General features: G+C 72.4%; 30 protein-coding genes. 11 read left to right on the top strand and 19 right to left on the bottom strand.

What is annotated here, in order from left to right; all coding sequences use genetic code 11:
* Positions 1-21: 21 nt before the first annotated feature.
* Genes VFW79_RS15120 through clpS form a run of 4 tightly spaced genes read right to left on the bottom strand, consistent with a single transcriptional unit; the run spans position 22 to position 2644 of the window.
* Positions 22-822: an MBL fold metallo-hydrolase gene (locus tag VFW79_RS15120; protein ID WP_329678117.1), complete on the bottom strand. Its 801-nt coding sequence runs from the start codon at positions 820-822 to the stop codon at positions 22-24.
* Positions 819-1634: a glutamate racemase gene (murI, locus tag VFW79_RS15115; RefSeq protein ID WP_329678116.1), complete on the bottom strand. Its 816-nt coding sequence runs from the start codon at positions 1632-1634 to the stop codon at positions 819-821. Before murI ends, VFW79_RS15120 begins: the two co-directional genes overlap by 4 nt.
* 54 nt (positions 1635-1688) lie before the next feature.
* Positions 1689-2357, bottom strand: coding sequence for a DUF2017 family protein (locus VFW79_RS15110; protein ID WP_329678115.1), 669 nt, complete (start codon positions 2355-2357; stop codon positions 1689-1691).
* A complete protein-coding gene (gene clpS / locus VFW79_RS15105; protein WP_329678134.1) occupies positions 2357-2644 on the bottom strand; it encodes an ATP-dependent Clp protease adapter ClpS in 288 nt (95 codons plus the stop codon). The genes VFW79_RS15110 and clpS overlap by 1 nt, the downstream gene beginning before the upstream one ends.
* 83 nt (positions 2645-2727) lie before the next feature.
* Between clpS and VFW79_RS15100 the strand changes: the two genes are divergently transcribed.
* Positions 2728-4083 (top strand): nicotinate phosphoribosyltransferase, encoded by a 1356-nt coding sequence (locus VFW79_RS15100; protein ID WP_329678114.1) that lies wholly within the window; start codon positions 2728-2730, stop codon positions 4081-4083.
* Between the two features lie 29 nt (positions 4084-4112).
* Here the strand turns inward: VFW79_RS15100 and VFW79_RS15095 are convergent, their stop codons facing one another.
* The 5 genes from VFW79_RS15095 to VFW79_RS15075 form a co-directional block, all read right to left on the bottom strand.
* Positions 4113-4268 (bottom strand): hypothetical protein, encoded by a 156-nt coding sequence (locus tag VFW79_RS15095; RefSeq protein WP_329678113.1) that lies wholly within the window; start codon positions 4266-4268, stop codon positions 4113-4115.
* Positions 4269-4477: 209 nt separating this feature from the next.
* Complete coding sequence (locus VFW79_RS15090; protein WP_329678112.1) at positions 4478-6307, bottom strand: DEAD/DEAH box helicase; 1830 nt, start codon at positions 6305-6307, stop codon at positions 4478-4480.
* Positions 6304-6651 (bottom strand): DUF3039 domain-containing protein, encoded by a 348-nt coding sequence (locus VFW79_RS15085; protein ID WP_329678111.1) that lies wholly within the window; start codon positions 6649-6651, stop codon positions 6304-6306. The genes VFW79_RS15090 and VFW79_RS15085 overlap by 4 nt, the downstream gene beginning before the upstream one ends.
* 10 nt (positions 6652-6661) lie before the next feature.
* Complete coding sequence (locus tag VFW79_RS15080) at positions 6662-7651, bottom strand: PfkB family carbohydrate kinase (protein ID WP_329678110.1); 990 nt, start codon at positions 7649-7651, stop codon at positions 6662-6664.
* 28 nt (positions 7652-7679) lie between these two features.
* Positions 7680-8213 carry a hypothetical protein gene (locus tag VFW79_RS15075; RefSeq protein WP_329678109.1) on the bottom strand — a complete coding sequence of 178 codons (534 nt, stop codon included), beginning with the start codon at positions 8211-8213 and terminating at the stop codon, positions 7680-7682.
* Between the two features lie 114 nt (positions 8214-8327).
* Between VFW79_RS15075 and pgi the strand changes: the two genes are divergently transcribed.
* Positions 8328-10019, top strand: a complete 1692-nt coding sequence (gene pgi / locus VFW79_RS15070; RefSeq protein WP_329678108.1) for a glucose-6-phosphate isomerase — start codon at positions 8328-8330, stop codon at positions 10017-10019.
* Between the two features lie 37 nt (positions 10020-10056).
* On the opposite strand, the gene VFW79_RS15065 is transcribed toward pgi, so the two are convergent.
* Entirely contained in the window at positions 10057-10299 is a 243-nt protein-coding gene (locus VFW79_RS15065) for a hypothetical protein (RefSeq protein ID WP_109132271.1), read from the bottom strand.
* Between the two features lie 221 nt (positions 10300-10520).
* On the opposite strand from VFW79_RS15065, the gene VFW79_RS15060 reads away from it, so the two are divergent.
* From VFW79_RS15060 to mtnN, 8 genes are all read left to right on the top strand, one after another.
* Positions 10521-10853, top strand: coding sequence for a metalloregulator ArsR/SmtB family transcription factor (locus tag VFW79_RS15060; RefSeq protein WP_329678107.1), 333 nt, complete (start codon positions 10521-10523; stop codon positions 10851-10853).
* Positions 10850-11326 carry an SRPBCC family protein gene (locus VFW79_RS15055; RefSeq protein WP_329678106.1) on the top strand — a complete coding sequence of 159 codons (477 nt, stop codon included), beginning with the start codon at positions 10850-10852 and terminating at the stop codon, positions 11324-11326. The genes VFW79_RS15060 and VFW79_RS15055 overlap by 4 nt, the downstream gene beginning before the upstream one ends.
* 224 nt (positions 11327-11550) lie before the next feature.
* A complete protein-coding gene (locus VFW79_RS15050; protein WP_109130318.1) occupies positions 11551-11754 on the top strand; it encodes a cold-shock protein in 204 nt (67 codons plus the stop codon).
* 193 nt (positions 11755-11947) lie between these two features.
* Positions 11948-12682, top strand: coding sequence for a glycoside hydrolase family 113 (locus tag VFW79_RS15045; RefSeq protein ID WP_329678105.1), 735 nt, complete (start codon positions 11948-11950; stop codon positions 12680-12682).
* A complete protein-coding gene (locus VFW79_RS15040; RefSeq protein WP_329678104.1) occupies positions 12679-13059 on the top strand; it encodes an RNA-binding S4 domain-containing protein in 381 nt (126 codons plus the stop codon). The genes VFW79_RS15045 and VFW79_RS15040 overlap by 4 nt, the downstream gene beginning before the upstream one ends.
* A gap of 64 nt (positions 13060-13123) precedes the next feature.
* A complete protein-coding gene (locus VFW79_RS15035; protein ID WP_329678103.1) occupies positions 13124-13855 on the top strand; it encodes a phosphatase PAP2 family protein in 732 nt (243 codons plus the stop codon).
* A 51-nt stretch (positions 13856-13906) separates the two neighbouring features.
* A complete protein-coding gene (locus VFW79_RS15030) occupies positions 13907-14359 on the top strand; it encodes an S-ribosylhomocysteine lyase (RefSeq protein ID WP_329678133.1) in 453 nt (150 codons plus the stop codon).
* Positions 14356-15063 carry a 5'-methylthioadenosine/S-adenosylhomocysteine nucleosidase gene (gene mtnN / locus VFW79_RS15025; RefSeq protein WP_329678102.1) on the top strand — a complete coding sequence of 236 codons (708 nt, stop codon included), beginning with the start codon at positions 14356-14358 and terminating at the stop codon, positions 15061-15063. Before VFW79_RS15030 ends, mtnN begins: the two co-directional genes overlap by 4 nt.
* Positions 15064-15142: 79 nt before the next feature.
* Here mtnN and VFW79_RS15020 read toward each other — a convergent pair whose 3' ends face one another.
* The 9 genes from VFW79_RS15020 to VFW79_RS14980 all read right to left on the bottom strand — a co-directional run bounded on the left by VFW79_RS15020 (position 15143) and on the right by VFW79_RS14980 (position 24468).
* A complete protein-coding gene (locus VFW79_RS15020) occupies positions 15143-15715 on the bottom strand; it encodes a hypothetical protein (RefSeq protein WP_329678101.1) in 573 nt (190 codons plus the stop codon).
* 100 nt (positions 15716-15815) lie between these two features.
* Complete coding sequence (locus tag VFW79_RS15015) at positions 15816-16652, bottom strand: pentapeptide repeat-containing protein (protein WP_329678100.1); 837 nt, start codon at positions 16650-16652, stop codon at positions 15816-15818.
* 102 nt (positions 16653-16754) lie between these two features.
* Positions 16755-18248 (bottom strand): NADH-quinone oxidoreductase subunit C, encoded by a 1494-nt coding sequence (locus VFW79_RS15010; RefSeq protein ID WP_329678099.1) that lies wholly within the window; start codon positions 18246-18248, stop codon positions 16755-16757.
* On the bottom strand, positions 18245-19822 hold the full coding sequence (locus VFW79_RS15005; RefSeq protein WP_329678098.1) for a proton-conducting transporter membrane subunit: 1578 nt from the start codon (positions 19820-19822) through the stop codon (positions 18245-18247). The genes VFW79_RS15010 and VFW79_RS15005 overlap by 4 nt, the downstream gene beginning before the upstream one ends.
* A gap of 43 nt (positions 19823-19865) precedes the next feature.
* Positions 19866-20525, bottom strand: a complete 660-nt coding sequence (locus VFW79_RS15000) for a hypothetical protein (RefSeq protein ID WP_329678097.1) — start codon at positions 20523-20525, stop codon at positions 19866-19868.
* Between the two features lie 16 nt (positions 20526-20541).
* Positions 20542-21489: a respiratory chain complex I subunit 1 family protein gene (locus VFW79_RS14995; RefSeq protein ID WP_329678096.1), complete on the bottom strand. Its 948-nt coding sequence runs from the start codon at positions 21487-21489 to the stop codon at positions 20542-20544.
* The gene (locus VFW79_RS14990; protein WP_329678095.1) at positions 21486-23627 is read right to left on the bottom strand and encodes a proton-conducting transporter membrane subunit; all 2142 of its coding nucleotides are present in this window, start codon (positions 23625-23627) and stop codon (positions 21486-21488) included. Before VFW79_RS14990 ends, VFW79_RS14995 begins: the two co-directional genes overlap by 4 nt.
* The gene (locus tag VFW79_RS14985) at positions 23624-24112 is read right to left on the bottom strand and encodes an NADH-quinone oxidoreductase subunit B family protein (protein WP_329678094.1); all 489 of its coding nucleotides are present in this window, start codon (positions 24110-24112) and stop codon (positions 23624-23626) included. The genes VFW79_RS14990 and VFW79_RS14985 overlap by 4 nt, the downstream gene beginning before the upstream one ends.
* A complete protein-coding gene (locus VFW79_RS14980) occupies positions 24109-24468 on the bottom strand; it encodes a metalloregulator ArsR/SmtB family transcription factor (RefSeq protein WP_329678093.1) in 360 nt (119 codons plus the stop codon). The genes VFW79_RS14985 and VFW79_RS14980 overlap by 4 nt, the downstream gene beginning before the upstream one ends.
* 114 nt (positions 24469-24582) lie before the next feature.
* Between VFW79_RS14980 and VFW79_RS14975 the strand changes: the two genes are divergently transcribed.
* On the top strand, positions 24583-25269 hold a 687-nt coding region (locus VFW79_RS14975), incomplete at its 3' end, for a DUF4921 family protein (RefSeq protein WP_329678092.1).

The following is a 25269-nucleotide window of genomic DNA, read 5'->3' as shown; positions in this document are numbered from 1 at the left end:
GTCCCCCACGGCTCGCACCAGTCAGAGCTCGTAGACGGCGCCTGGGGCGGCCAGGTCGATCGGTCCGGCGAAGACCTCGCGCGCCTCGGCGAGCGTCACCTGCGGGTCGTTCCAGTCGACCAGGTGCGTCAGGACCAGGCGCCCGACGCCGCCGTCGGCCGCGACCAGGCCCGCGCGGCGACCCGTGAGGTGCACCCCGCGCAGGGCGTCGTCGCGGCCCTCGACGTAGGCGGCCTCGGCGAGCAGCAGGTCCGCGCCCGCGGCGAGGACGACAAGACCGTCGCAGAGGTCGGTGTCCCCCGTGTAGGCGATCGTGACGGACCGTCCGCGCTCGAGCGACGACGGACCGGTCACGCGCACGCCGAACGCGGGGATCGGGTGGGCGACCTCGACGGGCTCGAGCATGAACGGGCCGACGACGACAGGGACCCTCGGAACCCACTCACGCACGTCGAACTGCTCGGAGACCGTGGTCGCCGGGTCCTTGCCCGCCATCACGGCCAGCCGTTCGGCCGTTCCGGCCGGGCCGTACAGCGGGACCTGGTCGCACGCACCCTCGGGCCGGTAGCGCCGCAGCACGTTGAGCACGATGAGGTCCGCGACGTGGTCGGCGTGCAGGTGGGACACGGCGATGACGTCGAGCGCCGTCGGGTCTCCGTAGCGCTGCAGCGGACCGAGAGCGCCGTTGCCGAGGTCGAGCAGCACGGTCCACGTCCGGTCCGCGCCGTCGGCGCCCGGCGCCTGGGCCTGCACCAGGTAGCCGGACGCTGCAGCGTCCGCGCTCGGGAACGACCCGGCACAGCCGAGGACGACGAGCCTCACCGCAGCGCACCGAGCGGCTCGACCGCACCGACCTCGGGTCCGAGAAACCTGCGCGCGAGCGCCTGGAACGAGACGGGGTCGCCCGTCGCGATGAACCGGTGCTCGGCCGGGCCGGCCCCGGCGTCACGCTCGAGGTCGTGCGCGACGAGCGTCCGGTAGACGTCCTTCGCGGTCTCCTCGGCGCTCGACACGAGCGTGACGTCCTCGCCCATGACATAGGAGATGACGCCCGTCAGCAGCGGGTAGTGGGTGCAGCCGAGCACGAGGGTGTCGACGCCCGCAGCCCGGACGGGGTCGAGGTACTCGTGCGCGACCGCCATGAGCTCGGGACCCGACGTGATTCCTGCCTCGACGAACTCGACGAACCGCGGGCACGCCTGCGACGTGAGGTGCACACCCGGTGCGACCGCGAAGGCGTCGTCGTAGGCGCGCGACTGGATCGTCGAGTGCGTCCCGATCACGCCGATGCGGCCGGTGCGGGTCGCAAGCACGGCACGGCGAGCGGCCGGGAGGATGACCTCCACGACGGGCAGCCCGTGGCGCAGCTCGTACCGCTCGCGTGCGTCGCGCAGCATGGCCGACGACGCAGTGTTGCATGCGATGACGAGCATCTTCACGCCGGCGTCCGCCAGGTCGTCCATGACTGCGAGCGCGTGCGCACGGACCGCGGCGAGCGGCTTGGACCCGTACGGGGTGTTGAGCGTGTCGCCGATGTAGAGCGTCGACTCCTGGGGCAGCTGGTCGAGGATCGACCGCGCGACGGTCAGGCCGCCGACGCCGGAGTCGAAGATGCCGATCGGGGCCTCGTTCACGGCGTCGAGCCTATCGGAGCGCGCGCCGAGTCTTGTCGACGGCCCGACCCCACCTCAGCGCGGCCGGTCGAGCTCGTCGAGCAGGACGTCGATCAGCGACTCCTGGAGCCAGCTCAGCGCGGCGTAGATCGAGCCGAGGTACCGCCGGACGTCGCCCGCCGAGTCGCGCTGCGCGTCGTCGTCGGGAAGATCACGCTCCAGCTCCGCGTACAGCGCCTCGGACGCCTCGTCGTCGTCCAGCCCCAGCCGGTCGGCCAGGACGAGACGCAGGTCGGTGATCGTCGCGGCGAGGTCGGCTCCAGCGTCCGGGTGCACGACGAGCGCCCCGCGCGGCCAGCCGTCCGCCGGACCGGTCGTCAGCGCATCCCACAGCGCCGTGAGCCGTGCCGTCTTGACCTGTCGCAGGTCGTCCTCGGTGAGCCGGCGGAACTCGGCCGACACCGTGGGCTCGTTCCGGGACGCGTCCGGGAGGAGCCTGCGCACCGCGGCGTCGTCGGGCGCCCGGATGTCGTCGATCCGCAGGCTGAGGCCGGCCAAGGACTCCGTGGGCGGCAGCGTCTGCGGGGCGTCGTCGTCGCCGGGCCGATCGGCACCTCCCCTGTCCTCGAGCCGCCCGGCGCCCAGGAGCTGCGCGACGTCGGCGACGACGGCAGCCACCGCGGCGCGCTCGTCCGCGTCGAGCTCGGCGACGAACATCCCGCGTTCGCGTCGGAAGGCGCGCATCAGTCGCCGGACCGCTGGAGCGTCGCCCACAGGCCGTAGGAGTGCATCGCCTGCACGTCGACCTCCATCCGCTCACGGTTCCCGGCCGAGACCACGGCGCGCCCCTGCTCGTGGACCTGGCGCATGAGCATCTCGGCCTTCGCCTGCGGGTGGCCGAAGTACGACCGGAAGACGTACGTGACGTAGCTCATGAGGTTGACCGGGTCGTTCCACACGATGGTGACCCACGCGTCGACCGTCGAGATGCTCTGCTCGGCAGCGGCGAGCCCCTCGGGCGCGGTCTGCAGTGTCACCTGTCCACTCTAGGTGCGCGGTCCCGCACGCGGACCCACGCGTGCGGGCCCCTCTCCGGGCGCCGTACGTTGGCGCCATGAACTCGTCGTCCGCCGCCCCGCGCGGGCTCAGCACCGCACTCCTGACCGACCGGTACGAGCTGACGATGCTGCAGGCCGCGCTCGCCGACTCGACGGCCGGCCGGCGCTGCGTCTTCGAGGTCTACACCCGGCGCCTTCCGCCGGGTCGCCGGTACGGGGTGCTCGCGGGGACCGGCCGCGTGCTCGCGGCTCTCGAGGACTTCCGCTTCGGCACGCCCGAGCTGGACTGGCTCTCCGACGAGCGTGTCGTGAACGACGCGACGCTCGACTTCCTCGCCGGGTTCCGCTTCTCGGGATCGATCCGGGGCTACGCGGAGGGCGAGGTCTTCTTCCCGCTGTCGCCCGTGATGGTGGTCGAGGGGACGTTCGCCGAGGCGGTCCTCCTCGAGACGCTCGTGCTGTCCATCCTCAACTACGACTCGGCGGTCGCCTCGGCTGCCTCGCGCATGACCAGTGCGGCCGCGGGGCGCCCGTGCCTCGAGATGGGGGCGCGGCGCGCTCAGGAGGACGCAGCGGTCGCCGCCGCGCGCGCAGCGGTCATCGCCGGTTTCGTGGGGACCTCGAACCTCGAGGCGGGGCGACGCTACGGCCTGGCGACCATCGGCACGGCAGCGCACGCGTTCACGCTGCTGCACGACGACGAGGAGGCGGCGTTCGCCTCGCAGGTCGCCTCGCAGGGCATCGGGACCACGCTGCTCGTCGACACCTACGACGTCCACCGCGGCGTCGAGCGGGCGGTCGCAGCCGCCGGGACCGCGCTCGGCGCCGTGCGCCTCGACTCCGGCGACCTGGGGGTGCTCGCGCACGAGGTTCGCGCCCAGCTCGACAGCCTGGGTGCGCTGAGCACCCGGATCACCGTCACCTCGGACCTCGACGAGTACGCGATCGCGGCCCTCGCTGCAGCGCCCGTGGACTCCTACGGAGTGGGCACCTCGGTCGTGACCGGCTCGGGCGCCCCCACGTGCGGCATGGTCTACAAGATCGTCGCCCGCGAGGGGCGTGACGGCTCGCTCGAGCCCGTCGAGAAGATCGCCCGCGGCAAGACGAGCGTGGGTGGCCGCAAGGCCGCGGCCCGACGACGGGGGCGGGACGGCCGGGCCGTCGAAGAGGTCCTGGTCACCGGCCCGGACTCGGCGGTGACCTCGTGGACCTCCGACGACCCGTCGCTGCGCGCTCTCCAGGTCCCCCTGGTCACGAGCGGGACCGTCGACCCCCGGTGGACCGGTGCATCGGGGGTCCGGCTGGCGACAGAACGACACCGGGCCGCCCGCGACGAGCTACCGCGGGCGGCCCGGCGTCTGTCCGCGGACGAGGCCGCGGTGCCGACCGTGACGCTGCGGCTCGAGGGCTGAGCCCGCCGCGGCGTCGGTGAGTGAGCTCGCTACACGCGTGACCGTCCGCGTCCCACGAGTCCGAGGATCAGGCTCACGACGAGGACGATGACACCGATCCAGATCAGGAAGTGCCCGATGCTGGTCGCGACGCCGAGGATGACCAGGACGACGCCGACAAGGATGAGCAGGAGCCAGGACGGCATGGTGCCTCCTTCAGTTCCGACAGCCGGGGCTGTCACGATCGAGCGGTGACCGGGGGTGCCCGGTACCGGTCTGACCACTTGAGCGTGACATCGCGGTCCGGTGTTCGCACCCGGAGCAGAGGTTGCGGAATCCGTCGCGGATGCTATGCGGGCGTCCGTCCAGGTCGCCTGATCGCGTGGCGAGAGATCCACCATGTGAGACGCCTGCGTCAACGCTTCCCGACGAACCAGCCCCGCAGCAGCTCGAGCCGTGCGGTGAGCTGGTCCGGGTCGGCGAGCGCGACCTCCGGCCCGCCGCACCGCCGACGCAGCTCGGAGTGCACCGTGCCGTGCGGCTGACCGCTGCGCCGGGCCCAGGCACCGACGAGCTGCGCGAGCTCCTTGCGCAGCGTCGCCTGCTTGCGGTGGTCCATCTCAGCGAGCTGCGCGGCCTGAGCATCCTTCGACGCCCTGGCGCCGCGCCGCCCGCTCAGCTGGTCGGCCTGCCGCTGCTTGAGCAGGGTCGTGACCTGGTCCGCGTCGAGAAGGCCGGGCAGCCCGAGGAAGTCCTGCTCCTCGTCCGAGCCCAGGTCACCGCCCGTGCCGAACTCGCCGCCGTCGAAGAGCACGCGGTCGAACGACGCGAGCGACTCGAGCGCCTCGAACGCGCCCTGGAGTCCGTCGGGGCCCACGGCGTCCGGTCCACCCCGCTCCGAGTTCGCCGCCGCGAGCAGCGCGTCCTCCGGGGAGAAGCCCTCGCCGGCCTCTTCGGCCGTGAGCGGGCGGTCGAGTGCGTGGTCGCGCTCGGCCTCGAGCGCGTTCGCTAGAGCGAGCAGCTGCGGGACGCTCGGCAGGAACACCGACGCGGTCTCACCGCGCCGACGAGCGCGCACGAACCGTCCGACCGCCTGGGCGAAGAAGAGCGGGGTCGCGGTGCTCGTCGCGTACACGCCGACGGCGAGCCGCGGGATGTCCACGCCCTCGGAGACCATCCGGACCGCGACGAGCCAGCGCGAGTCGGACGCGGAGAACGCGTCGATCCGGTCGCTCGCGCCGTCGTCGTCGGAGAGCACGACCGTGGGTGACTTCCCTGTGATGCGGGCGAGGTGACCGGCATAGGCCCGGGCGTCGGTCTGGTCGGTCGCGATGACCATCGCCCCGGCGTCGGGCACCGAGCGGCGGACCTCGCTGAGCCGGCGATCGGCGGCCGCGAGAACTGCGGGGACCCATTCGCCGTTGGGGTCGAGCGCGGTGCGCCAGGCCTGCGCGGTCATGTCCTTGGTGAGCGCCTCGCCGAGTCGCGCGCTGACCTCGTCGCCAGCCTTGGTACGCCAGCGCATGGCGCCGCTGTACGACAGGAAGATCACCGGACGGACGACGTGGTCGCGCAGCGCTTCGCCGTACCCGTACGAGTAGTCCGACGTGCTGCGTCGGATTCCGTCGTTCCCGCGCTCGTACGTGACGAACGGGATCGCGGCAGTGTCCGACCGGAAGGGCGTGCCCGTGAGCGCGAGCCGCCGCGTCGCGCCCTGGAACGCCTCACGGACCGCGTCGCCCCACGACAGCGCGTCGCCGCCGTGATGGATCTCGTCGAGGATCACGAGCGTCGGCGCCGCCTCGGTACGCGCGGCATGCAGCGCAGGTTTGCTCGCGACCTGGGCGTACGTGAGCGCCACGCCGTCGAACCCGTGGCCGTGGCGCCCTTGGGCGTTGGTGAAGGCAGGGTCGATCGTGATGCCCACGCGAGCTGCGGCGTCCGCCCACTGCCGCTTGAGGTGCTCGGTCGGAGCCACCACGGTGACCCGGCGCACGACCCGCGCCGCCAGGAGCTCGGTCGCGATACGCAGGGCGAAGGTGGTCTTGCCCGCCCCGGGCGTCGCGACCGCGAGGAAGTCTCGCGGCTGACGCGCCCGGTAGGAGTCGAGAGCCTCGGCCTGCCATGCCCGCAGCTTCTCGGCCGTGCCCCACGGCGCACGCGACGGGAACGCCGGCGGCAGCTGGGAGGCTGCCGCGGTCGACGCGTGGCTCGTGGGGAGGGGCAGGCGGTGCGGCGCGCTCACTTCCCGCCGGACGACGAGCCGTCGCCGGGGCCGCTGCTTCCGGGCCCGCCGTCCTTCGGGGCCCGCAGACCCTCGTAGATCTCCTTGCACACCGGGCACACCGGGAACTTGTTCGGGTCGCGGCCCGGCACCCAGACCTTGCCGCACAGCGCGACGACGGGCGTGCCGCTCAGCGCCGAACCGAGGATCTTCTCCTTGCGCACATAGTGCGCGAACCGCTCGTGATCGCCCGGCTCGACCTCTTCGTGCGTCTCCTGGCGTTCGAGGACGCTCGTGGAGGTCCCGGCCCCGGGATCCGCCGTGATCGGGTCCGACTGGGGGCTGGGGGGAAGGGGCTCGCTCATGGGCCCGAGTCTACGGCGCGACCCCGACACTCCCCAGGCCCGGATCGCCAGGTGAGCGGTTCGTCACACGTCCGCGGCCGGGAGCCGCCGGGGGCACGGGCAGCGACCAGGACCGGGCGCCGCGGTGCCGGACCGACTCCGTCGCAGTCGCGGCCGCGCGCTGAAGTGCCTCGACCGGCGACCGCCCGCGCACCAGCTCCGCGCAGTACGCGCCGTGCAGCACGTCGCCCGCCCCGAGCGTGTCGACGACCTCGTCGAGCGCGACCGGTGGTGGCGTGACCGCACCTCGGGTGCCGTCCGCCAGGAGGTACCGCACCGGCCCGGAGCCGGCTGAGCGGGCGACGAGCCGCGGTCCGAGCGCCGCGACGGCCTCGAGCTCGCCGGCATCCGCGACCACGAGCTCGTCGGGGAGCGCGAAGTCACCCGAGAGGACCGCGTGGTCGACCAGCGCGAGCAGCTCGACGAGCCCCGGCTTCCAGCTTCCGCCGTCGAGCACGACGGTGACCCCGGCGGCTCGGGCCCGACCAGCGATGGTGACAGCAGCACCGAGGTGGTGGCCGTCGAGAAGCAGCACGCTCGCCCCACTGAGGGCGTCGTCCGCCAGAGCGCGCGCCCGCGCGGACAGGTCGCCGACCCCGGTCGCGTTGACCGACACCACCGCGCGCTCCCCTGTGGCCCGCGTGACCAGGACCGTCGAGACGGCTGGCGTCCCGGGCGCGCCGTCGAGCAGGTCGACGAGCTCGATCCCCGCGTCGAGCAGCCCGGACCGGACGAGGTCGGCGATCGACCCCGAGCCCAGCGCGGTGACCAGGCGGGTGCGAACCCCGAGGGCGACGGCCGTTGCGGCCGCGTTGGCGGCCGGACCACCGAAGCCCACCTCGAGGCCCGTCGCGACGACCTTCTCGTCGGGCTCCGGCAGCCGCTCGACGACCTGCAGGACGTCCAGCGTGACGAGGCCGCAGCAGACCAGCAGCGGCGCGGTGGCAGCGACGGAGGTCACCATGCCATCCTGCCCGCCCGACGGCAGGTCAGTGATCCGTACCGTCGCGCTCGACCAGGTACACCTGGCCGTCAGGGCCGACGACTCGCTCGAGCTCGGATCGCAGCCGCCGCTCGCGCTCCTGCTCGTCGGCGTTCACGGGTCTGTGCGGCGCGGCCTGGTCACCGATCTGCGGCGGCCCGAGGATCGTCAGGAGCTTCTCGGTGAGCGCGAACCCGGCCGTCGGCGCGCCGTCACCGACGACGCCACGAGAGCCGCGATCGACGAGGCCGTACGTCGCTGCGGCAAGCAGCACACCAGCGAGCACGACCGCGGGCCAGGCGCCGAGGACCCGACCGAGCAGGTGCGACGCGATGAACAGCGCGAGCGCCACCAGCACGACCAGCACCAGACGCCACCACCCGGCAGACCGGGCACGCACGACGCACCAGAGGCCGCCGGCGACGAGCACGAGCCCGCCGAGCGGCCGCACGCCCGTCAGGTCGGCGACGGCGAACGCCACGACGAGGCTGAGCCCGGCGACAGCAGCGGTCGGCATGCGGGAGATGGAGGAGCGCTGCACGGCGCCACTCTAGGCGTCCCTGCCCCCAGGCTCGCACCGCGATCCGACCGTCCTACGCCGCAGAGCCGCCTGGGCAATACGGTGGTGCCACCGAGCTCGCGAGAGGGAAAACCTGTGACCACCACACCGATCGATGCCACCGCGACGAGCGCCTGGAGGGACCTGACGGCCCACCGTTCCGCGTTCGAGCCCGACCTGCACGGCTGGTTCGCCGCCGACGGCGAACGCACGGCACGCCTCACCCGAACGGTCGGCGACCTGCACGTCGACCTGTCGAAGAACCTCCTCACCGACGAGACGCTCGACCTCCTGGTCCGCCTTGCCGACGAGGTCGGTCTGGCGGGTCGCATCACGGCCATGTTTGCGGGCGAGCACATCAACGTCACCGAGGACCGTGCCGTGCTCCACACCGCGCTGCGTCGCCCGCCGTCGTCCGCCGCCCCGCTCGTCGTCGACGGCCAGGACGTCGACGCGGACGTCCAGGCCGTGCTCACCAAGGTGTTCGCGTTCGCCGACTCGGTCCGCAGCGGTGCGTGGACCGGTGTGACCGGCGCCCGCGTCGCGACCGTCGTCAACATCGGCATCGGTGGCTCCGATCTCGGCCCGGTCATGGCCTACGAGGCGCTCAAGCCGTACGTCCAGGACGGCCTCGAGCTGCGCTTCGTGTCGAACATCGATCCGACCGATCTCGCGGAGACCGTCAAGGGGCTGGACCCGACGACGACCCTCTTCATCGTCGCGTCCAAGACCTTCGGCACGCTCGAGACGCTCACGAACGCCCGCCTGGCCCGCACGTGGCTGTGGGAGCAGCTGGTCGCTGCCGGTGCGGTCGAGGACTCCGACGCCGCGCGGCAGGAGGCCGTGGCCCGCCACTTCGTCGCGGTGTCGACGGCCCTGGACAAGGTCGCGGCGTTCGGCATCGACCCCGCGAACGCGTTCGGCTTCTGGGACTGGGTCGGCGGACGCTACTCGGTGGACTCGGCCATCGGCACGTCGCTCGCGATCGCCATCGGGCCGGACGGGTTCCGCGACTTCCTCGCGGGCTTCCACGCGGTCGACGAGCACTTCCGGACGGCACCGTTCGCGCAGAACGTGCCGGTCCTGATGGGCCTGCTCAACGTCTGGTACGTCAACTTCCTCGATGCCCACACCCACGCCGTCCTGCCGTACGCGCAGTACCTGCACCGGTTCGCCGCCTACCTCCAGCAGCTCACGATGGAGTCGAACGGGAAGTCGGTCCGGTGGGACGGCACCCCCGTCACGACCTCGACCGGCGAGGTGTTCTGGGGCGAGCCCGGCACGAACGGGCAGCACGCGTTCTACCAGCTCATCCACCAAGGAACGCGGCTCATTCCCGCCGACTTCATCGCGGTCGCGACCCCTGCGCACCCGCTGCGCGACGGCGACGCCGACGTCCACGAGCTGTTCCTTGCCAACTTCTTCGCGCAGACCAAGGCCCTCGCGTTCGGCAAGACGGCCGCCGAGGTGCGGGCCGAGGGAACGGCCGAGGAGATCGTCGCGGCGCGCGTGTTCAGCGGCAACCGTCCGACGACGTCGATCATGGCGCCCGCGCTGACGCCGTCGGTGCTCGGTCAGCTGATCGCGCTCTACGAGCACATCACGTTCGTGCAGGGGATCGTCTGGGGCATCGACAGCTTCGACCAGTGGGGTGTCGAGCTCGGCAAGAAGCTGGCCATGGAGATCGCGCCGGCCGTCGCGGGTGACACCGCGACGCTCGAGCAGCAGGACGCGTCGACGCGCGGACTGATCGAGTACTACCTGGCGAACCGCGCGAACCGCCGGTAGGGGCGGCGTCCGCCGGGTCTTGGAGGAGTGGCGAGGCTCAGATCGTCTCGAGCTTCGAGCTCGCGAGCGAGACCCGGCGGAGGTCACCGTTACCGAAGTCGACGATGACCGCCTGCTCACCCGCCAGCGCGACGACGCGGCCAAGACCGTGCCGCTCGTGCGACACACGGACACCGACCGGGATCGGGACGATCACGGCCGCCGCCGCAGCCGCGTCGCGGGCGGCTTTGAAGGGACTGTTCGGCAGATTCCGGCGAGCGCCGGTCGGTTTGTAAGGCATCAGGACCATCATCCTCCCCTTTGGCCCAGAGTGGAACCGCTCTCCCCGTGAGAATGGCTTCACCCGAGCCCGAGCCGAGGTCCGGGGTCACACCAGCACGTCGAGCGAGCCCGGCTGCGCCTGGACGATCGCACGCCCGTCGGCCAGCGGCGAGCCTTGACAGCGGGCCCGGAGTTGCAATACTTAAGTCTGTGCTTAACAAACCCGACACTCTCGATCGCATGTTCCAGGCGCTCGCCGACCCGAGCCGTCGGAGCATGGTGGAGCGCCTGAGCCGCGGGCCGGCCTCGGTGAGCGAGCTCGCCCTCCCGTTCTCCATGTCGCTGCCCGCCGTCGTCCAGCACCTGCAGGTGCTCGAGGCGAGCGGGCTCGTCCGCTCCGAGAAGATCGGCCGCGTGCGCACCTGCCGGCTCGAGCCGACGTCGCTCGACGCGGCCCAGCACTGGATCACGGAGCGACGCACCACCTGGGAACGTCGCCTCGACCGCCTCGGCGACTACCTCGCCGAGAGCGCCGATGCACCACATGACCACGATGGAAGGACTGAGCCATGACCACGCGATCCATCACCCACGCCACGTTCACCCTCGAGCGCACCTACCCGGCCCCGCCCGCGCGCGTCTTCGCAGCCTTCTCCGACCCCGACGCCAAGGCCGTCTGGTTCGGCGGCGAGCACGACGGCTTCACGACGACCAGGCGCGCGTTCGACTTCCGTGCGGGCGGTGTCGAGTCGGTCGAGTCGCGTCATCCGGGCGGCTTCACGACCACCTTCGACGCGACCTATCTCAACATCGTGCCCGACGAGCGGATCGTGTACTCCTACGCGATGACGCTCGACGGCAAGCCGATCTCTGCCTCACTGACCACGATCGAGCTCGTGCCCGAGGGCTCCGGGACCCGCCTGACCATGACCGAGCACGGTGCGTTCCTCGACGGCTTCGACAACGCCGAGCAGCGCGAGCAGGGCACGATCGAGCTGCTCGACGCCCTGGGCGCTGCCCTCGAGGCCTCCGCCTCGGTGCGCTGAGCCGGACGTGCGTCCGCGGCGGGTCTCGGCCGTCCGAGACTCGTCGCGGCATGCACTGGTTGACTCGGCCCAAGCCCGCTATGCTTCCTCCTGGAGTTGCAGTGTGGAGTTACGCCACGGGTTCTTCCCGGGCACCGCGTTCCCTGAGGGAGCGGACGACGAATCACCGTAATAACTGGCCCCGAGAGTCGGGGTCGTCCGTATGCCCGTAAGGGAGCAGAACAATGGCAACAGGTACCGTGAAGTGGTTCAACGGCGAAAAGGGCTTCGGCTTCATTGCCCCCGACGACGGTGGCCCCGACGTCTTCGCCCACTACTCGGCGATCCAGAGCAGCGGCTACCGCTCGCTCGACGAGAACCAGAAGGTGCAGTTCGACGTCACGCAGGGCCCGAAGGGCCCGCAGGCCGAGAACATCACCCCGCTCTGATCACCATCTGAGCGTACGAACAGCGTCCCAGCCTCACGGCTGGGGCGCTGTTCGTCTGTCTGGGGTCGTCCGCCGGCTCGCGCGGCTCGTCGGCCTCGCTCCGATCGTCTGGCCCGCGGGCCGCGCGGCTAGGCTCGGTGACGCCGCCGGCGACCAGTCGGCCAGCACGACGAGGCGGGCGGGGACGACGCGGATGGGGCAGGACTACATCGCCGGGATGACGTGGGGCTGGACGGGAGTCCGGGGCACCTGGACCGGACCAGCGGCCGACAGGTCGATGGACCTCATGGTCGAGCGACTCGCCACGACATCGACGGCACTCACGTTCGCGGCGTACCAGGACACCGCGCAGTCCACCGAGATCCACTTCAGCCGATCGCCCACCGTCACCGACGACGAGGTCCGGGCGGCCATCGCTCGCGCGAAGTCACTCGGCCTGGCGGTCTGCCTCAAGCCCGTCGTGAACTGCACCGACGGGACCTGGCGCGCCCACATCAACGTCTTCGATCCTGACGTCCCCTGCGAGCCGACGTGGGCTCAGTGGTTCGCGTCGTACACCGAGTTCATCGTCCACTACGCACGCATCGCCGAGGAGTCCGGCGCCGAGATGCTCTGCATCGGCTGCGAGATGGTCCAGACCGACCGGCGCGAGGAGGAGGCCGGCTGCCCCAGCCGCGCGGGTTCCGAGCACCTGCCGAACGACTGGACCCTGCCCGGCGCAGCGGACCAGGACGCCCAGAACGCCTGGTACGAGGCCGCGTTCGCCGCGACGTCGAGGCGACCGTGGGTCGGCGGGTTCATGCTGTGGGACTGGCCGGCTGGGCTCGCCGACGAGGCGGATGCGGCGTCCGACCGCGACTACTGCATGTTCGGCAAGCGCGCCGAGCACACGGTCCGGGAGCACTTCACCGCGCGGACGTCCTCATGACCGCAACGCCCCCACCAGCGTCGACCCGCGTGGACCGCTGGGTCTGGGCCGCCCGACTCACCCGGACCCGTGCGCTCGCGGCAGCCGCATGCCGCGCGGGCCACGTGAAGGTCAACGGCGACCGGGCCAAGCCCGCGACGTCGGTCAAGGTCGGCGACGAGGTGCGCGTGCGCGGCGAAGGACCCGAGCGCATCGTCGTGGTGGCCCGGGTGATCGACAAGCGCGTCGGCGCAGCCGTGGCGGCCGAGGTCTTCGTCGACCACACGCCTCCTCCGCCGCCGCGCGAGGAGGTGGCGTCCGTGCCGCAGCGCGACCGTGGTGCGGGCCGCCCGACCAAGCGCGAGCGGCGCCTGATCGACCAGTTCCGCGGACGCTGAACCGTCCGGGGCCGCGCGCGAGGCCGTCCAGCAATCTTCCAGCCGGCCGGTCCAGACTGCTCGGATGCCTCCCGCCCGAGATGTCGTCGTCCCCCGCACTCGGCGCACGGCCGCGGGTCTCGCGGCGATCGTCGTCGGCCTCCTCGCGTTCGCGTCCGTGCTCGACGGGGTCGACGAGCACGGCGACCTCAGCGTCTGGGACTCCCCCGTTCTCGCGTGGCTGCTGTCGCACCGGTCGGCGCCCGCGACCGGCGTGCTGAAGGCGGTCTCGTTCCTCGCCGACCCGGCCGTCCTCGCCCCGTTCGTCATCGTGCTCGCGCTCGGGATCGCGTGGCGCACGCGCCGGGTACGACCCGCGCTCCTGCTCGGAGGCGCGATGGCGCTCACCATGGTCACCTCCACGGGCATCAAGGTGCTCGTGGGGCGCGCCCGACCTCCGCTCGCCGACATGATGAGTCCGCCCGAGACCAGTGCCGGCTTCCCGTCGGGCCACACGCTGGGGACCGCGACGTTCCTGCTCGTCGCGAGCTACCTGCTGTGGACCTGGCGGCCGACCACCCGCACCGCCGTCGTCGGCCTCGCAGTCAGCGCCGTCGGGACGATCGCGGTCGCGGTCAGCAGGCTTTACCTCGGCTACCACTGGCTCACGGATGTCACCGCGTCGATGGCTCTCGCCGTCGCGATCCTGGGTGTGGTGATCGTCGTGGACCCGCTGCTTCCCACCCTCGTGCGGTGGAGCACAATGGTCGCTGTCCGTCGGCGGAACAGCGTGCCGTCGGTCCCCGTTGTGTCGTGACCTCCCGACACAGCTCACCGACAGGGAAGGCCGCACGTGAACCAGCCCCGCATGAACGTCGAGTCGTTCAACCTCGACCACCGCACGGTCGTCGCACCGTACGTCCGGCTCGCTGACACCAAGGTCCTGCCGGCCGGGGACGTCATCCAGAAGTACGACGTCCGGTTCACCCAGCCCAACCGGGCCCACCTCGAGATGCCCGTCGTGCACTCGCTCGAGCACCTGTTCGCGGAGCACTCGCGCAACCACTCGACCCGGGTCATCGACTTCTCGCCGATGGGCTGCCAGACCGGCTTCTACCTCATCCTCCAGGGCGAGTGGGAGCTCGACGCGGTCCTCGACCTGGTGCAGGCGACCCTCGAGGACGTCCTGGTGGCGACCGAGGTCCCGGCCGCGAACGAGGTCCAGTGCGGCTGGGGCGCGAACCACACCCTCGAGGGCGCGCAGGCCGCGGCCCGCACCTTCCTCGCGGCCCGCGACGAGTGGAGCACGGTGACCGCATGATCGCCGTCGACGCCGTCATCGTGACGGCGATGGCGGACGAGTCCGCTCCGTTCGTCGACCGCGCCGACTTCGTGGGTGAGGTGTCCCAGGTGGGTCACGCCTTGCAGCGGCTGCTCTCGTTCGACGGCCGCGGCGTGCTGCTCGTCCAGTGCGGGATCGGCCTCGTGAACGCAGCGACGGCGACGGCCGTCGCGATCAGTGCGACCAGACCCCGCGTCGTCATCAGCGCCGGGAGTGCCGGGGGCGTGGGCGAGGACGTCCGCGTCGGTGACGTCGTCGTGGGATCGACCTACCTGTACTCGGGGGCGGACGCGCGGGCGTTCGGGTACTCCCTCGGCCAGGTACCGGGGATGCCCGAGACGTACCAGGGCGATCACGACCTTCTCGAGGCGGCGCTCGGCGCCGACGTGGCCGAGCTGCGCGTCCTCGCGGGCACGATGATCTCGGGTGACGCGTTCATCGACGCCTCGACCGTCGACGCGATCAGGGCGGCCTTCCCCGATGCGCTGTCCACCGACATGGAGTCGACCGCGCTCGCCCACACCGGCCACCTGTATGGCGTGCCGTTCCTGTCGGTCCGCGGGATCTCCGACCTGTGCGGGCCCGCGGCGGGTACGGACTTCCTCACCCACGTCGACGACGCCGCCGAGCGGTCGGCCCGGATCGTCATCGGCGCGCTGCACCAGGTCGCGACGCGGTACTGAGGGTTCCTGCCGCCCGGTGCGGCCCGCTGGTGAGCACCACGCGACGGCTGACCGGACCGCGCGACGATCGGACGGTTGCTCAGCCGGCCTTCGGACCTGCCTTGCCGGACCCGTGCCCCGACGACTTCGACTTGGACTTCGCCTTGCCCTTCGCGGCCCCGGACGCCTTGCCCTTGGACTTGCCGCCGTCCGCCGCCTTCGGCTTGACCAGCTCGGCCGCGGCCTGCGGCTTCGCGACCTCGGGCTTCGCCTTCGCGGCCTCCGCAGGCTTCGGCTTCGCGCTCGCAGCGGTCGTCGGGGCTGGCGCGGCCGTCACGGCGTGCAGCTCGTCACCACCGGCGTCGCGGCCAGGCTGGAGGTCCTGGGCGCGGTGAGCGATGAGGCGTCGCAGGTCCGCGACCGACACGACCCGCGCGTCGTCCACCCGCTCGGCGACCCGCTGGTCGATCCACTCCCGCAGCATCGCGGTGACCTTGATGCCTTCGTCGTGCGCGATGAGGCGGGCCGCGTCGAGCGTCGCCACCGGGAGCCGGATCGCGATGCCCACCATCGGGCCGCCGGCGGCGAGGCCCTCGGCGACGAGGTCGAGCTCGGCTGACACGGGGGGCACCTCGCCGAGCGGTTCGTCCGCACCCAGGTCGTCCACGGTCATGTCAGCGTCCTTCCGGTCGAGCCGCGCGTCGGCACCGACGCGAGCCCATCGTGCACCCGAACGAGGCTGCTGCGGGTGAGATCGCGTCCGCGTCCAGCGACTACGTGCCCGCCGGGAGCCAGTGCGCCGGCCGGGTCAACGGCGGATCGACCCGGGTGCGCCCGTCGCCGCGTGCTGCCGCGAGCTGGAACTGCGTGACGAACAGGCTCCCCGTGAGGTCGGCGCCCGAGAGCTCCGCGCCGCGCAGGTCGGCTCCGATGAGGTCCGCGAGGCGCAGGTCAGCGCCTCGCAGATCGGCGCCGATGAGGTACGCGCCACGCAGGTCGGCCCCCCGCAGATCCGCTCCGCGCAGCCTCGCTCCCATGAGATCGGCGCCCCGGTGCTGCGCCGCGGGGCGCCCGACGTCGGCACGCACGAGCTCGCTCACGGCGAGCAGGACGGTGTTGACGGTCGCCCGGTGCGCTGCGACGTCCAGTCGCTCGAGGTCCTGCGGAGGCAGCCGGGAAAGGCGTTCGGTCTCGTCGAGCGCCTGCTGCGTTGGGGCCGCGAGCGCGGCGGCGGCCGGTCGGGCGAGCGCGTCCGTGAGGTACCACAGCAGCTCGTGGAGCTGGCGGACGACCGGGAACACCGCGAACATCTGCGTGGCGGTCTGCTGCGACGTCCGCCAGTCGCGGCCGCCGAAGGTCACCTGCGAGACCTTCTGCCCGGCGCCGAAGCAGTCGTAGGCGGTGCAGCCCGGGAAGCCGCGCTCCCGCAGCCGGTCGTGGATGCCGCAGCGGAAGTCGGTCTGGAGATGGGTGCAGGGCTCCCCCGCCGCCTTCGTGATCCCGAAGTCGGCCGAGGCCGTGAACGGGAGCGCGACGCAGCACAGCGCGAAGCAGTGCGCGCAGTCGGCACGCAGCACGGACGGGCCGACGGCCGGCACGCGGTCTGGCACGTCGCCTCCTAGGTTGATCCCGCGGTCCCGCGGTCCGTGGTCGCACGCGATGTCGGACCGTGGCTCGGGCACCATGATGCCTCGCCGCGCGACGGGGTGCCGCTACAGGTCGTTGCCGGCGTACGAGAGGTTGAAGCTCTTGTTCGCCACGGGGAAGTCCGGGACGATCGTGCCGGTCAGCGCGACCGGCAGCGCCGGCCAGGTCATGAACGACGGGTCGACGATCTTGAGCCGCGCCAGCGTGCCGTCCGGTCCGAGCTCGACCCGGTGCGCGATCGTGCCGCGCCAACCCTCGACGAGCCCGACCCCCGAGACCTGACCGCTCGGGACGACCTGGGGACGATCGCGGTGCACCGTCCCCGGCCGCGCGTCCCGCAGCAGGACGTCGAGCAGCGCGATGCTGGCCCGCACCTCGCCCGCGCGCACCAGGAACCGGGCCAGCACGTCGCCCTCGCTGCGCACGACCGGGGTGACCTGCGTGGTCGCGGGGTGGAACGGGTGGTCCCGACGGGCGTCGAGGTCCACTCCGCTGGCCCGGGCGACGTACCCGAGCGCGCCGATCTGACGGACCTGGTCGCCGCGGAGCACCGCCGTCCCGGTGAACCGGTCGCGGACAACACTGTTGGCCAGCGCGAGGTCGACGATCTCCGCGACCTCGGCCGCGATCTCGGACAGCTGGCCCGCGGTGGGCAGGTGACCGACGCGCGCGCCCCCGGGCATGACCGCTCCGCGCAGCAGGCGGTGGCCAGTGACGTCGGCGTTCAACCGGAGCAACCGCTCACGGACCCGCAGCGCGTTCGCGTTGAGGATGCCGAAGCCCACGTCGTTGCACAGCGCACCGAGGTCGGCGACGTGGTTGTAGAGGCGCTCGAGCTCCACCAGGACGGCACGCAGGAGACCGGCCTCGGCGGGTACGTCCCAGTCGTAGGCGTCCTCCACCGCGAGGCAGTAGGCCAGCGCGTGACCGACGCTCGTGTCACCCGACACCCGCTCGGCCAGCAGGAGCGCGTCCGCCGGCGTGCGCCCCTCAGCCAGCTTCTCGATCCCCTTGTGCGTGAACCACAGTCGGGCCTTGAGCTTCAGGATGGTCTCCCCGACGACCGAGAACCTGAAGTGACCGGGCTCGATGAGCCCCGCGTGGATCGGGCCGACCGGGATCTCGTAGACCCCGGGACCTTGCACCGTCACGAACGGGTAGGCCTCGTCGACCGCGCCGAACGCGGGCGCGGGTCCCGCGTCGGACCGCATCGCGTACCACCCGACGGGCCAGTGCTGGTGGCGCACGAGGCGCCGCGGCAGCGGGTGGCCGAGCGGCACGATGCCGTACAGGTCACGCATCTCACGCTCGAACCGACCCGCCGGGAACGACAGCGCCGCGAGGGACGGCACCTCGGGTGCGTCCCGATCCGTGCGGAGCACGAGCTCGACCCGGCGGTCCGGGTTGGCCGCCGTGAGCAGGTACACGACGCGGAAGGCGTCCGGGTCCTCGTGGGCAGCCACGAGCGCGAGTCGGTAGCCGTCGTCGAGCAGCGCGTCGACCCCGGCCGCGAGCTCGGCCGCGCCGACCTCGCGCCGGCTCGGCGTCGGGCGGTTCACGGGGTCCCCACGATCAGTGCCGCTGCGCGCAGCAGCGCTTCCAGCGGCCAGGCGACGACGCCGAGCACCGCGAGCACCGCGAGACCTGTGACGAGAGGAGCAACCCCCGCGGTCGCACGCACGGGAGCGATCGTCGGCGGACTCACCGGCGTCATCGTCAGCACCGACGACACGACCACGGCGGCCGGCAGCGCCGGCGTCGACGGTCGAGGCTCGCCCCCCGGCGACTCCACGGGGGCGGGAGGCCGCCCGAACAGCATCCCCGCGCCGTGCGACGCGATCGCGACGAACACGACGAGGAGCAGCACGAGCGCCACGGCGACGGCCCAGCCCAGGCCGGCGTCGGCCGCCGCCCGAGCCAGGGCGAGCTCGCTCACGAACAGGCTGAACGGCGGAAGCCCGAGCAGGGCCGCGAGACCGAGCGCGAAGGTCCCGGCCAGGACCGGGCGGCGAGCGAGCAGCCCGCGCACCCCCGAGATCTGCGTCGTGCCCTCGAGGGCGAGGATCTGACCGGATCCGCAGAACAGCACCGACTTGGCCAGACCGTGACCCAGGATGTGGAGCAGCAGCGCCGCCACAGCGAGCGGGGTGCCGACCGCTGCGCCGAGCACGACCAGTCCCATGTGCTCGATGCTCGAGTACGCGAGCAGCCGCTTGTAGTCGCGCTGGGCGATGAGCATCGACGCGGCGAGCGCCAGCGAGGTGAGCGCAGCCACGAGCAGCAGCGTGCGCACGAAGCCTGGATCGAGTGCCGCGACCGCGATCACGCGGTACCGCAGCAGCGCGTAGACGGCGACCGACAGCAGCACGCCGGACATGAGCGCGGACACCGGCGCGGGCGCCTGGCTGTGGGCGTCGGGCAGCCAGCTGTGCATCGGCACGAGCCCGGCCTTGGTGCCGAAGCCGAGCACGAGGAGCGCGAACGCGACCCGCATCACGCCGGGGTCCAGCTGGTCGGCGTGCGCGAGGAGCACCGTCCAGTCGAGCGAGCCCTGGGACCCCATGCTGGAGTGCTGCGAGGCGTAGTAGACGAGCACGGTCCCCAGGTAGGCCAGCGCGATGCCGACCGAGCAGATGATCACGTACTTCCAGGTGGCCTCGACCGCCTTGCGACCACCGCGGTGCCCGACGAGGAACGCCGTCACGATCGTCGTCGCCTCGATCGACGCCCACAGCACGCCGAGGTTGCTGGCGAGCACCGCGAGCACCATCGCCGCGAGGAACATCGGCACGAGGAGCCCGTAGCGCCCGGCCCCGCGCGCATCGGTGTGCCCGGCGGCGAGCTCCTGGTCGATGTAGCTGACGCCCGACCAGGTGGCGATGATCGCGACGGCGCCGATGACGAGCAGCATGACCGCCGTGAGCGCGTCCGCCCGCAGCAGGTCGCCGGCGACGAGCACCGAGCCGTCCGCCGTCGCCACGGCCGCCAGCACGCCGCTCGCGAGGATGACCGCGGAGGCGGCGACAGCGGACCAGGCGACGGCGCGCCGCCAGCCGAGCAGCGCCGCGGCGCCTCCCGTGAGCAGCGGTGCGACGAGCGGTGCGACGAGCACGGCGGTGCCGAGGCCGCCCATGGCCGTCACAGTGACCGTGCCGATGCGTGCATGGGTGTCCTCATCAGTCGCGGAGCTCCTGGAGCTCGTCCATGTCGGTCCGCCCGAAGGTCAGCCGCATCCGGGCCGCGAGCACCTGGAGCACGAGCACCAGGAGCAGCAGGTCGAGCGAGCCCCCGAGCTCGACCACGAGCGGGACGCCTGACGTGGCAAGGAAAGCGGTGGCGGCGATGCCGTTGTCGAGCAGCAGGAAGCCGACGACCTGCGACAACGCATGGCGGCGGGTCACCAGGACGAAGAAGCCGAGGAACACCACGGCGAGCCCCACGGGCAGCGCGCGCGTCGTCGCCGACGGCGCGAGCGCCACCAGGGGCCGGCTCACGGCGTACGCGATCAGGGTGAGCAGCGCGGCGGCCAGCAGCGACGACGTCACGTTCACGAGCGGCTCGGCCTCCCGGGCGTCCCCGCTGTCGCGCAGGACCCGGTGCAGCACGCCCGGCAGCACGATCGCCTTGAGGACGAGCACCCCCACCGCGACGAGGTACAGCTCGACGCTGTGCTCGCGCACCCCGAGAAGGACGGCGAGCGCCGCCAGCAGCACACCCTGCACGACCAGCAGCCGCACGATCGCGGCCAGCTCCCGGCGCCACAGCATCAGGACCCCGGAGAGCAGCAGCCCGCCACAGACCAGGTCGAGCACCTGCACGAACATGACGTCACTCATCTCGGCCCACCGCCTCTCATGCCAGGAAGAAGGACGCGGAGACGGCGAGCAGCCCGAACAGGAACGACCCGGCGAGGAGCTCGGGCACCCGGAACAGGCGCCACTTGGCGATGAAGACCTCGAAGGTCGCCAGCACCGCGCCCAGCACGCCGACCTTGAGGGCGAAGACGGCTGTCGCGCCCAGCAGGGCGAGCGGCGCCGACGACGTCGCGACACCCCATGGCACGAAGAGGTTGACGCTCAGACCGAGCAGCACCGTCAGGCGCATCGCCGACGCGAGCTCGACGACGGCCAGGTCGCGCCCGGCGTACTCGAGGATCATCGCCTCGTGGATCATCGTCAGCTCGAGGTGGGTCGCGGGGTTGTCCACGGGGAGGCGTCCGGCCTCGGCGATGACGACGACCGCGAACGCCACCGCCGCCAGCAGGGTGGCCGGTGACAGGACCTGCGCGGGTGCGGCCAAGGTGCCCGCCACGATGTCCGCGAGGTTCGACGACCCGACCCGGGCCGACAGGGCGAAACCCGCGAGCAGGATCGTGGGCTCGGCCAGCGCGGCGATCGTCACCTCGCGGCTCGCCCCCATGCCGCCGAAGGCGGTGCCGGTGTCGAGACCTGCGAGGGTCAGTGCGACCGTGCCGAGCAGCAGGAGCGAGACCACCGCGAACAGGTCGGCGACGCCGTCCAGGGGCGACGCCGTCGACACGAACGGTGCGACCGCGGCGATGACCAGGGTCGAGGCGAACACCACGAGCGGCCCGGACGTGTAGATCCAGCTGGTGCCCTCGGGCCGGACCGCCTCCTTCTTCAGAAGCTTGCGCAGGTCGCGCCACGGCTGGCCGATGCCGGCGCCCGCGCGACCCTCGAGCACGGCCCGCACCTGCCGCATGAGCCCGACCAGCACGGGTGCCCCGCCGATGACGACGGCGACCTGGACGAGCACGCCCACGGCGCCTGCGGCGGTCATGACGTGATCCCGACGACGACGAGGACCACGAGCAGACCGATGAACCCGTACGCAAGGTAGCGGTGCACGCTGCCGTTGGCGATCCCCCGTGACCAGCGGCCCCACCGGCGACCCGCGGCGAGGAGCGGCGGGTACAGGCGCGCCTCGACCCGGTCGGGGACACGTTGGCGGTAGCTGATGCTCGCGATGAGGAACTCCGACTCGGCGAACGGTGTGACGTCGACGTCCTGCTCGGGCCTGAGCACGTCGTCGAACACCCGGGTCAGCGGCTCGGCGAACGACGTCGCCGTGTACTCCATCCGCGGTGTCAGGCGTGTGCTTCCACCGCCCCACACCGGCGTGGCACGGCGCGGCGCGCGGCGGGTCACGCGACGCACGAGAGCCGCAGCACCGAGGCCCGCGACGAGGAGCCCGACGACGATCAGCAGGGGCGACATGGAGCCGGCGATGCCTGCAAGGCGCAGCGACACGTCACTGCCGGCGAGCGGCGCGCCGTCCCGCACGGACGGCAGGACGTCCAGCAGCCGACCGAGCGGCGCGCCGGCGACGGCCGGAGCCAGGGCGAGCCCCGTGCACGCGGCCGCGGCCAGGCCCATACCGACCCGCATGCTCAGCGGGCTCTCGGCCGCGCCGGTCGCGGCAGCGGACCGTGGCCTCGCGAGGAAGCCGACGCCGAACGCCTTCACGAACGTCGCCACGCCGAGGCCCGCCGTCAGGGCAACCACAGCCACCGCGAGCGGCATGCTGATCGCGACGACGACCGAGGGTCCCGTCGCACCGGTGACGCTGTGGATGAGCCCCTGCAGGAGCAGCCACTCGGAGACGAACCCGTTCCCCGCCGGCAGCCCGGCGGCGCCCAGCGCCCCGACGGCGAACAGCGCCGTCGTGACCGGCATCCGGGAGACGAGCCCGCCGAGACGGTCGAGGTCGCGCAGCCCGGTCGAGCGCAGCACGGACCCGGCGCCGAAGAACAGCAGCGCCTTGAACGCCGCGTGGTTGACCGCGTGCAGCACCGCGGCGGCCAGGAGCAGCCCTGCGAGGACCCGGTTCCCCTCGGCCGCGAACACCCCGGCAGCACCGATGCCCACGAGCATCAGGCCGACGTTCTCGGTCGTCGAGTACGCGAGGAGCCGCTTGAGATCAGCGGCGACGCTGGCCTGCAGCACGCCGTACAGAGCGGAGACAGCGCCGACCGCGAGGACCACGATCCACCACCAGACGGCGCCCCCGCCCAGCAGGTCGAACCCCACGCGGATGATCCCGTACACCCCGAGCGTCACCATGGCAGCGGACATCAACGCCGACACGTGACTGGGAGCCTCGGGGTGCGCCCGCGGGAGCCAGACGTGCAGCGGCACCATGCCGGCCTTGGAGCCGAACCCCAGGAAGACCAGGACGAAGACGCACGAGGCGGTCGCCGGTGACAGGCCGGCCGAGCCGGCGCGCATGGCGGCGAACGACTCGCCGCCCGCGCCGGCGGCGAGCACCACGAGCCCGAGCATGATCGCGACGAGGCCCGCGTGCGTCATGCCCGCGTACCAGAGACCGGCGTCACGGACCGACCTGCGCAGCCGGTGCTCGGCGAGGACGAGGACCAACGACGTGAGCGCCATGAGCTCCCACAGGACCAGCAGCGTGCTCACGCTGGCCGCGGCCGGGACGAGCAGCATGGCTGCGGCGAACAGCGGGAGCACCGCCTGGGCCGTCCTGGACGCGGCTGCGGTGGCGGTGGCGGGTTCTGGGGCCTCGTCGTGCGCTTCGACAGCGTCGTGCGCGCCGGCCGAGTCGTGGTCCGGCGCGGCGTCGTCGTCGGTCGCGTGCGCTCCGCCAGGGCTCGTGTAGCCGACGCTGTAGATGCCCGCCGCGATCGCCACGGCTCCGATGAGCAGGAGGAACGCTCCCGCGAGGGCGTCGACGGCGAAGGTCGTCTGCGCCAGCGGGAGCAGGTGCGCCACCGTGAGCGACCACGCCTGACCGCCGAGCGCGGCGACCCCCGCGACAACCCCACCGGCGCCGACGACGGCGGTGGCCGTGCCGACGACGAGCGGTCGGCTACGGGCGGACGCCAGCGCACCGGCCACGGCGCCCACGAGCGCTGCGGCGGCGACGACGGCGAGCCCGACGCTGATGGGGTTCATCTGCCGGTCAGCCCACGCAGTGCCGCGATGAGCGCCTCGGGCGTCGGCGGGCAGCCGGGCACCTCGACGTCGACCGGCACGATGTCGCCGACGGCGCCCTCGACCCCGTGGCCGCCCGCGAAGACTCCACAGCTGAGAGCGCAGTCGCCCACCGCGACGACCCGCTTGGGGTTGGGTGTCGCCTCGAACACCGCGCGCAGCGGGTCGGCCATGTTGCGCGTGACGGGGCCGGTCACGAGGAGCGCGTCGGCGTGCCGCGGGGAGGCGACGAGCCGCAGGCCGTACCGCTCCGCGTCGTACACCGGACCGAACGCCGAGCCGATCTCCAGCTCGCAGCCGTTGCACGAGCCCGCGTCGATGTGACGCAGCTGCACCGACCCTGCGAGCGGACCGGGCGCGCCGCCGGCAGCGCCCTCGCCCGCGGGAGCCGGCAGCTCAGGCTCGGCGACCCGACCGGTGCGGAGGATCTTGCGCAGGACGCTCATCGGGAGGACGCGCCTGTCGGCTGGCTGGGGGTCTCGGTGCGCTCGTCGCTGAGCAGCTCGAGCTGGTCGGACAGCAGCTTGGTCCGGATGCGACGCGCCACGGCGAGCAGCTCGGCGATCTCGGGGTCCGTCACGGCGTAGAGGACGGCGGACCCGTCCCGGCGTGTCGCCACGAGCCCCGACGCGCGCAGGACACCCAGCTGTTGCGACAGGTTGGACGCCTCGACGTCGAGCTCGGCCAGCAGCTCGCCGACCGAGTGCTCGCGGAGGCAGAGCTTCTCGAGGATGCGGATCCGCAGGGGGTGCCCCAGCGTCTTGAAGAGCTCGGCCTTCAGCTGATGGACCGGAGTGGTCATCGTGGGCCCTCTCTCGTCGACGGCGCGCGCAGTCGATCATGCCACAGAGTGATCACTTGCAGAAGTCTGCAAGTGAGGGAGCCGTAGAGGTCCGGCCGGATCTAGGGTGCTCGTGTGCCCGATCCCCTCGTCCGGCTGCCCGACGGCACCGTCAAGCAGGTCTCACCACTCTCCGGAACCGTCGTGTGGACCGTCCCCGGCCGCGCGCACCGACCCTTGAGCGGGCCGCCCGCGAGCCGCCGCCGCGTCGACGCCAGCGACACCGAGCGGCTCTGCGCCTTCTGTGCGGAACGCCACCTCGAGACCCCGCCGGAGAAGTCCCGCCTCGTCCTGGCTCCCGACGGCACACCGTCGGTGCTGCGCCACCTCCCGGCCGGGCACCTCGGCGACACCGTGGCCGAGCTGCGACGGATCCCGAACCTGTTCGAGATCCTGCCGCTCGACTACTGGCGCGCCAACCACGGCTACGTCGTGCCGGCCCCGGTGCTGGACCGGTTCCGCTCCTACACTGCGACGTCGCAGGGACGCGCCCACGTGCTGGCGATCGTGCGCGGACGCCTGGCCGCGGCCGGGATGCCCGACGACGAGTGGGCCCGGACGGCCGAGGACACCTGGCTCGAGCATGGTGTCGACCTCTTCGCCGGGGCGCACGACGTGATCGTCGCCCGACGTCATGTGGTCGACGGCGCCCAGTTCGACGACGACCTCGCCGGCTCGGGAACCCTCACCCCCGACGAGCACCACCGCTACCTGGCCTTCACGATCGAGGCCCTCCGTGACCTGTACGCCGCGCAGCCGCAC

Source organism: Cellulomonas sp. (assembly GCF_036279715.1).
Lineage (GTDB): Bacteria > Actinomycetota > Actinomycetes > Actinomycetales > Cellulomonadaceae > Cellulomonas_A.
The sequence above is the reverse complement of the archived record's forward strand: the minus strand, read 5'-3'. Positions and strand labels throughout refer to the sequence as shown.

What these genes read in the sequence shown, in the direction of transcription:
- VFW79_RS15095 (WP_329678113.1), bottom strand. Translation starts at nt 4,268, where the DNA reads ATGCCGTCCTGGCTCCTGCTCATCCTTGTCGGCGTCGTCCTGGTCATC.
- VFW79_RS15050 (WP_109130318.1), top strand. Translation starts at nt 11,551, where the DNA reads ATGGCAACAGGTACCGTGAAGTGGTTCAACGGCGAAAAGGGCTTCGGC.
- VFW79_RS15035 (WP_329678103.1), top strand. Translation starts at nt 13,124, where the DNA reads ATGCCTCCCGCCCGAGATGTCGTCGTCCCCCGCACTCGGCGCACGGCC.
- VFW79_RS15045 (WP_329678105.1), top strand. Translation starts at nt 11,948, where the DNA reads ATGGGGCAGGACTACATCGCCGGGATGACGTGGGGCTGGACGGGAGTC.
- VFW79_RS14980 (WP_329678093.1), bottom strand. Translation starts at nt 24,468, where the DNA reads ATGACCACTCCGGTCCATCAGCTGAAGGCCGAGCTCTTCAAGACGCTG.
- VFW79_RS15055 (WP_329678106.1), top strand. Translation starts at nt 10,850, where the DNA reads ATGACCACGCGATCCATCACCCACGCCACGTTCACCCTCGAGCGCACC.
- mtnN (WP_329678102.1), top strand. Translation starts at nt 14,356, where the DNA reads ATGATCGCCGTCGACGCCGTCATCGTGACGGCGATGGCGGACGAGTCC.
- VFW79_RS15085 (WP_329678111.1), bottom strand. Translation starts at nt 6,651, where the DNA reads ATGAGCGAGCCCCTTCCCCCCAGCCCCCAGTCGGACCCGATCACGGCG.
- VFW79_RS14985 (WP_329678094.1), bottom strand. Translation starts at nt 24,112, where the DNA reads ATGAGCGTCCTGCGCAAGATCCTCCGCACCGGTCGGGTCGCCGAGCCT.
- VFW79_RS15000 (WP_329678097.1), bottom strand. Translation starts at nt 20,525, where the DNA reads ATGAGTGACGTCATGTTCGTGCAGGTGCTCGACCTGGTCTGTGGCGGG.
- VFW79_RS15060 (WP_329678107.1), top strand. Translation starts at nt 10,521, where the DNA reads ATGTTCCAGGCGCTCGCCGACCCGAGCCGTCGGAGCATGGTGGAGCGC.
- VFW79_RS15030 (WP_329678133.1), top strand. Translation starts at nt 13,907, where the DNA reads ATGAACGTCGAGTCGTTCAACCTCGACCACCGCACGGTCGTCGCACCG.
- VFW79_RS14990 (WP_329678095.1), bottom strand. Translation starts at nt 23,627, where the DNA reads ATGAACCCCATCAGCGTCGGGCTCGCCGTCGTCGCCGCCGCAGCGCTC.
- VFW79_RS15005 (WP_329678098.1), bottom strand. Translation starts at nt 19,822, where the DNA reads ATGGGCGGCCTCGGCACCGCCGTGCTCGTCGCACCGCTCGTCGCACCG.
- VFW79_RS15110 (WP_329678115.1), bottom strand. Translation starts at nt 2,357, where the DNA reads ATGCGCGCCTTCCGACGCGAACGCGGGATGTTCGTCGCCGAGCTCGAC.
- VFW79_RS15065 (WP_109132271.1), bottom strand. Translation starts at nt 10,299, where the DNA reads ATGCCTTACAAACCGACCGGCGCTCGCCGGAATCTGCCGAACAGTCCC.
- VFW79_RS15040 (WP_329678104.1), top strand. Translation starts at nt 12,679, where the DNA reads ATGACCGCAACGCCCCCACCAGCGTCGACCCGCGTGGACCGCTGGGTC.
- VFW79_RS15100 (WP_329678114.1), top strand. Translation starts at nt 2,728, where the DNA reads ATGAACTCGTCGTCCGCCGCCCCGCGCGGGCTCAGCACCGCACTCCTG.
- VFW79_RS15020 (WP_329678101.1), bottom strand. Translation starts at nt 15,715, where the DNA reads ATGACCGTGGACGACCTGGGTGCGGACGAACCGCTCGGCGAGGTGCCC.
- VFW79_RS14995 (WP_329678096.1), bottom strand. Translation starts at nt 21,489, where the DNA reads ATGACCGCCGCAGGCGCCGTGGGCGTGCTCGTCCAGGTCGCCGTCGTC.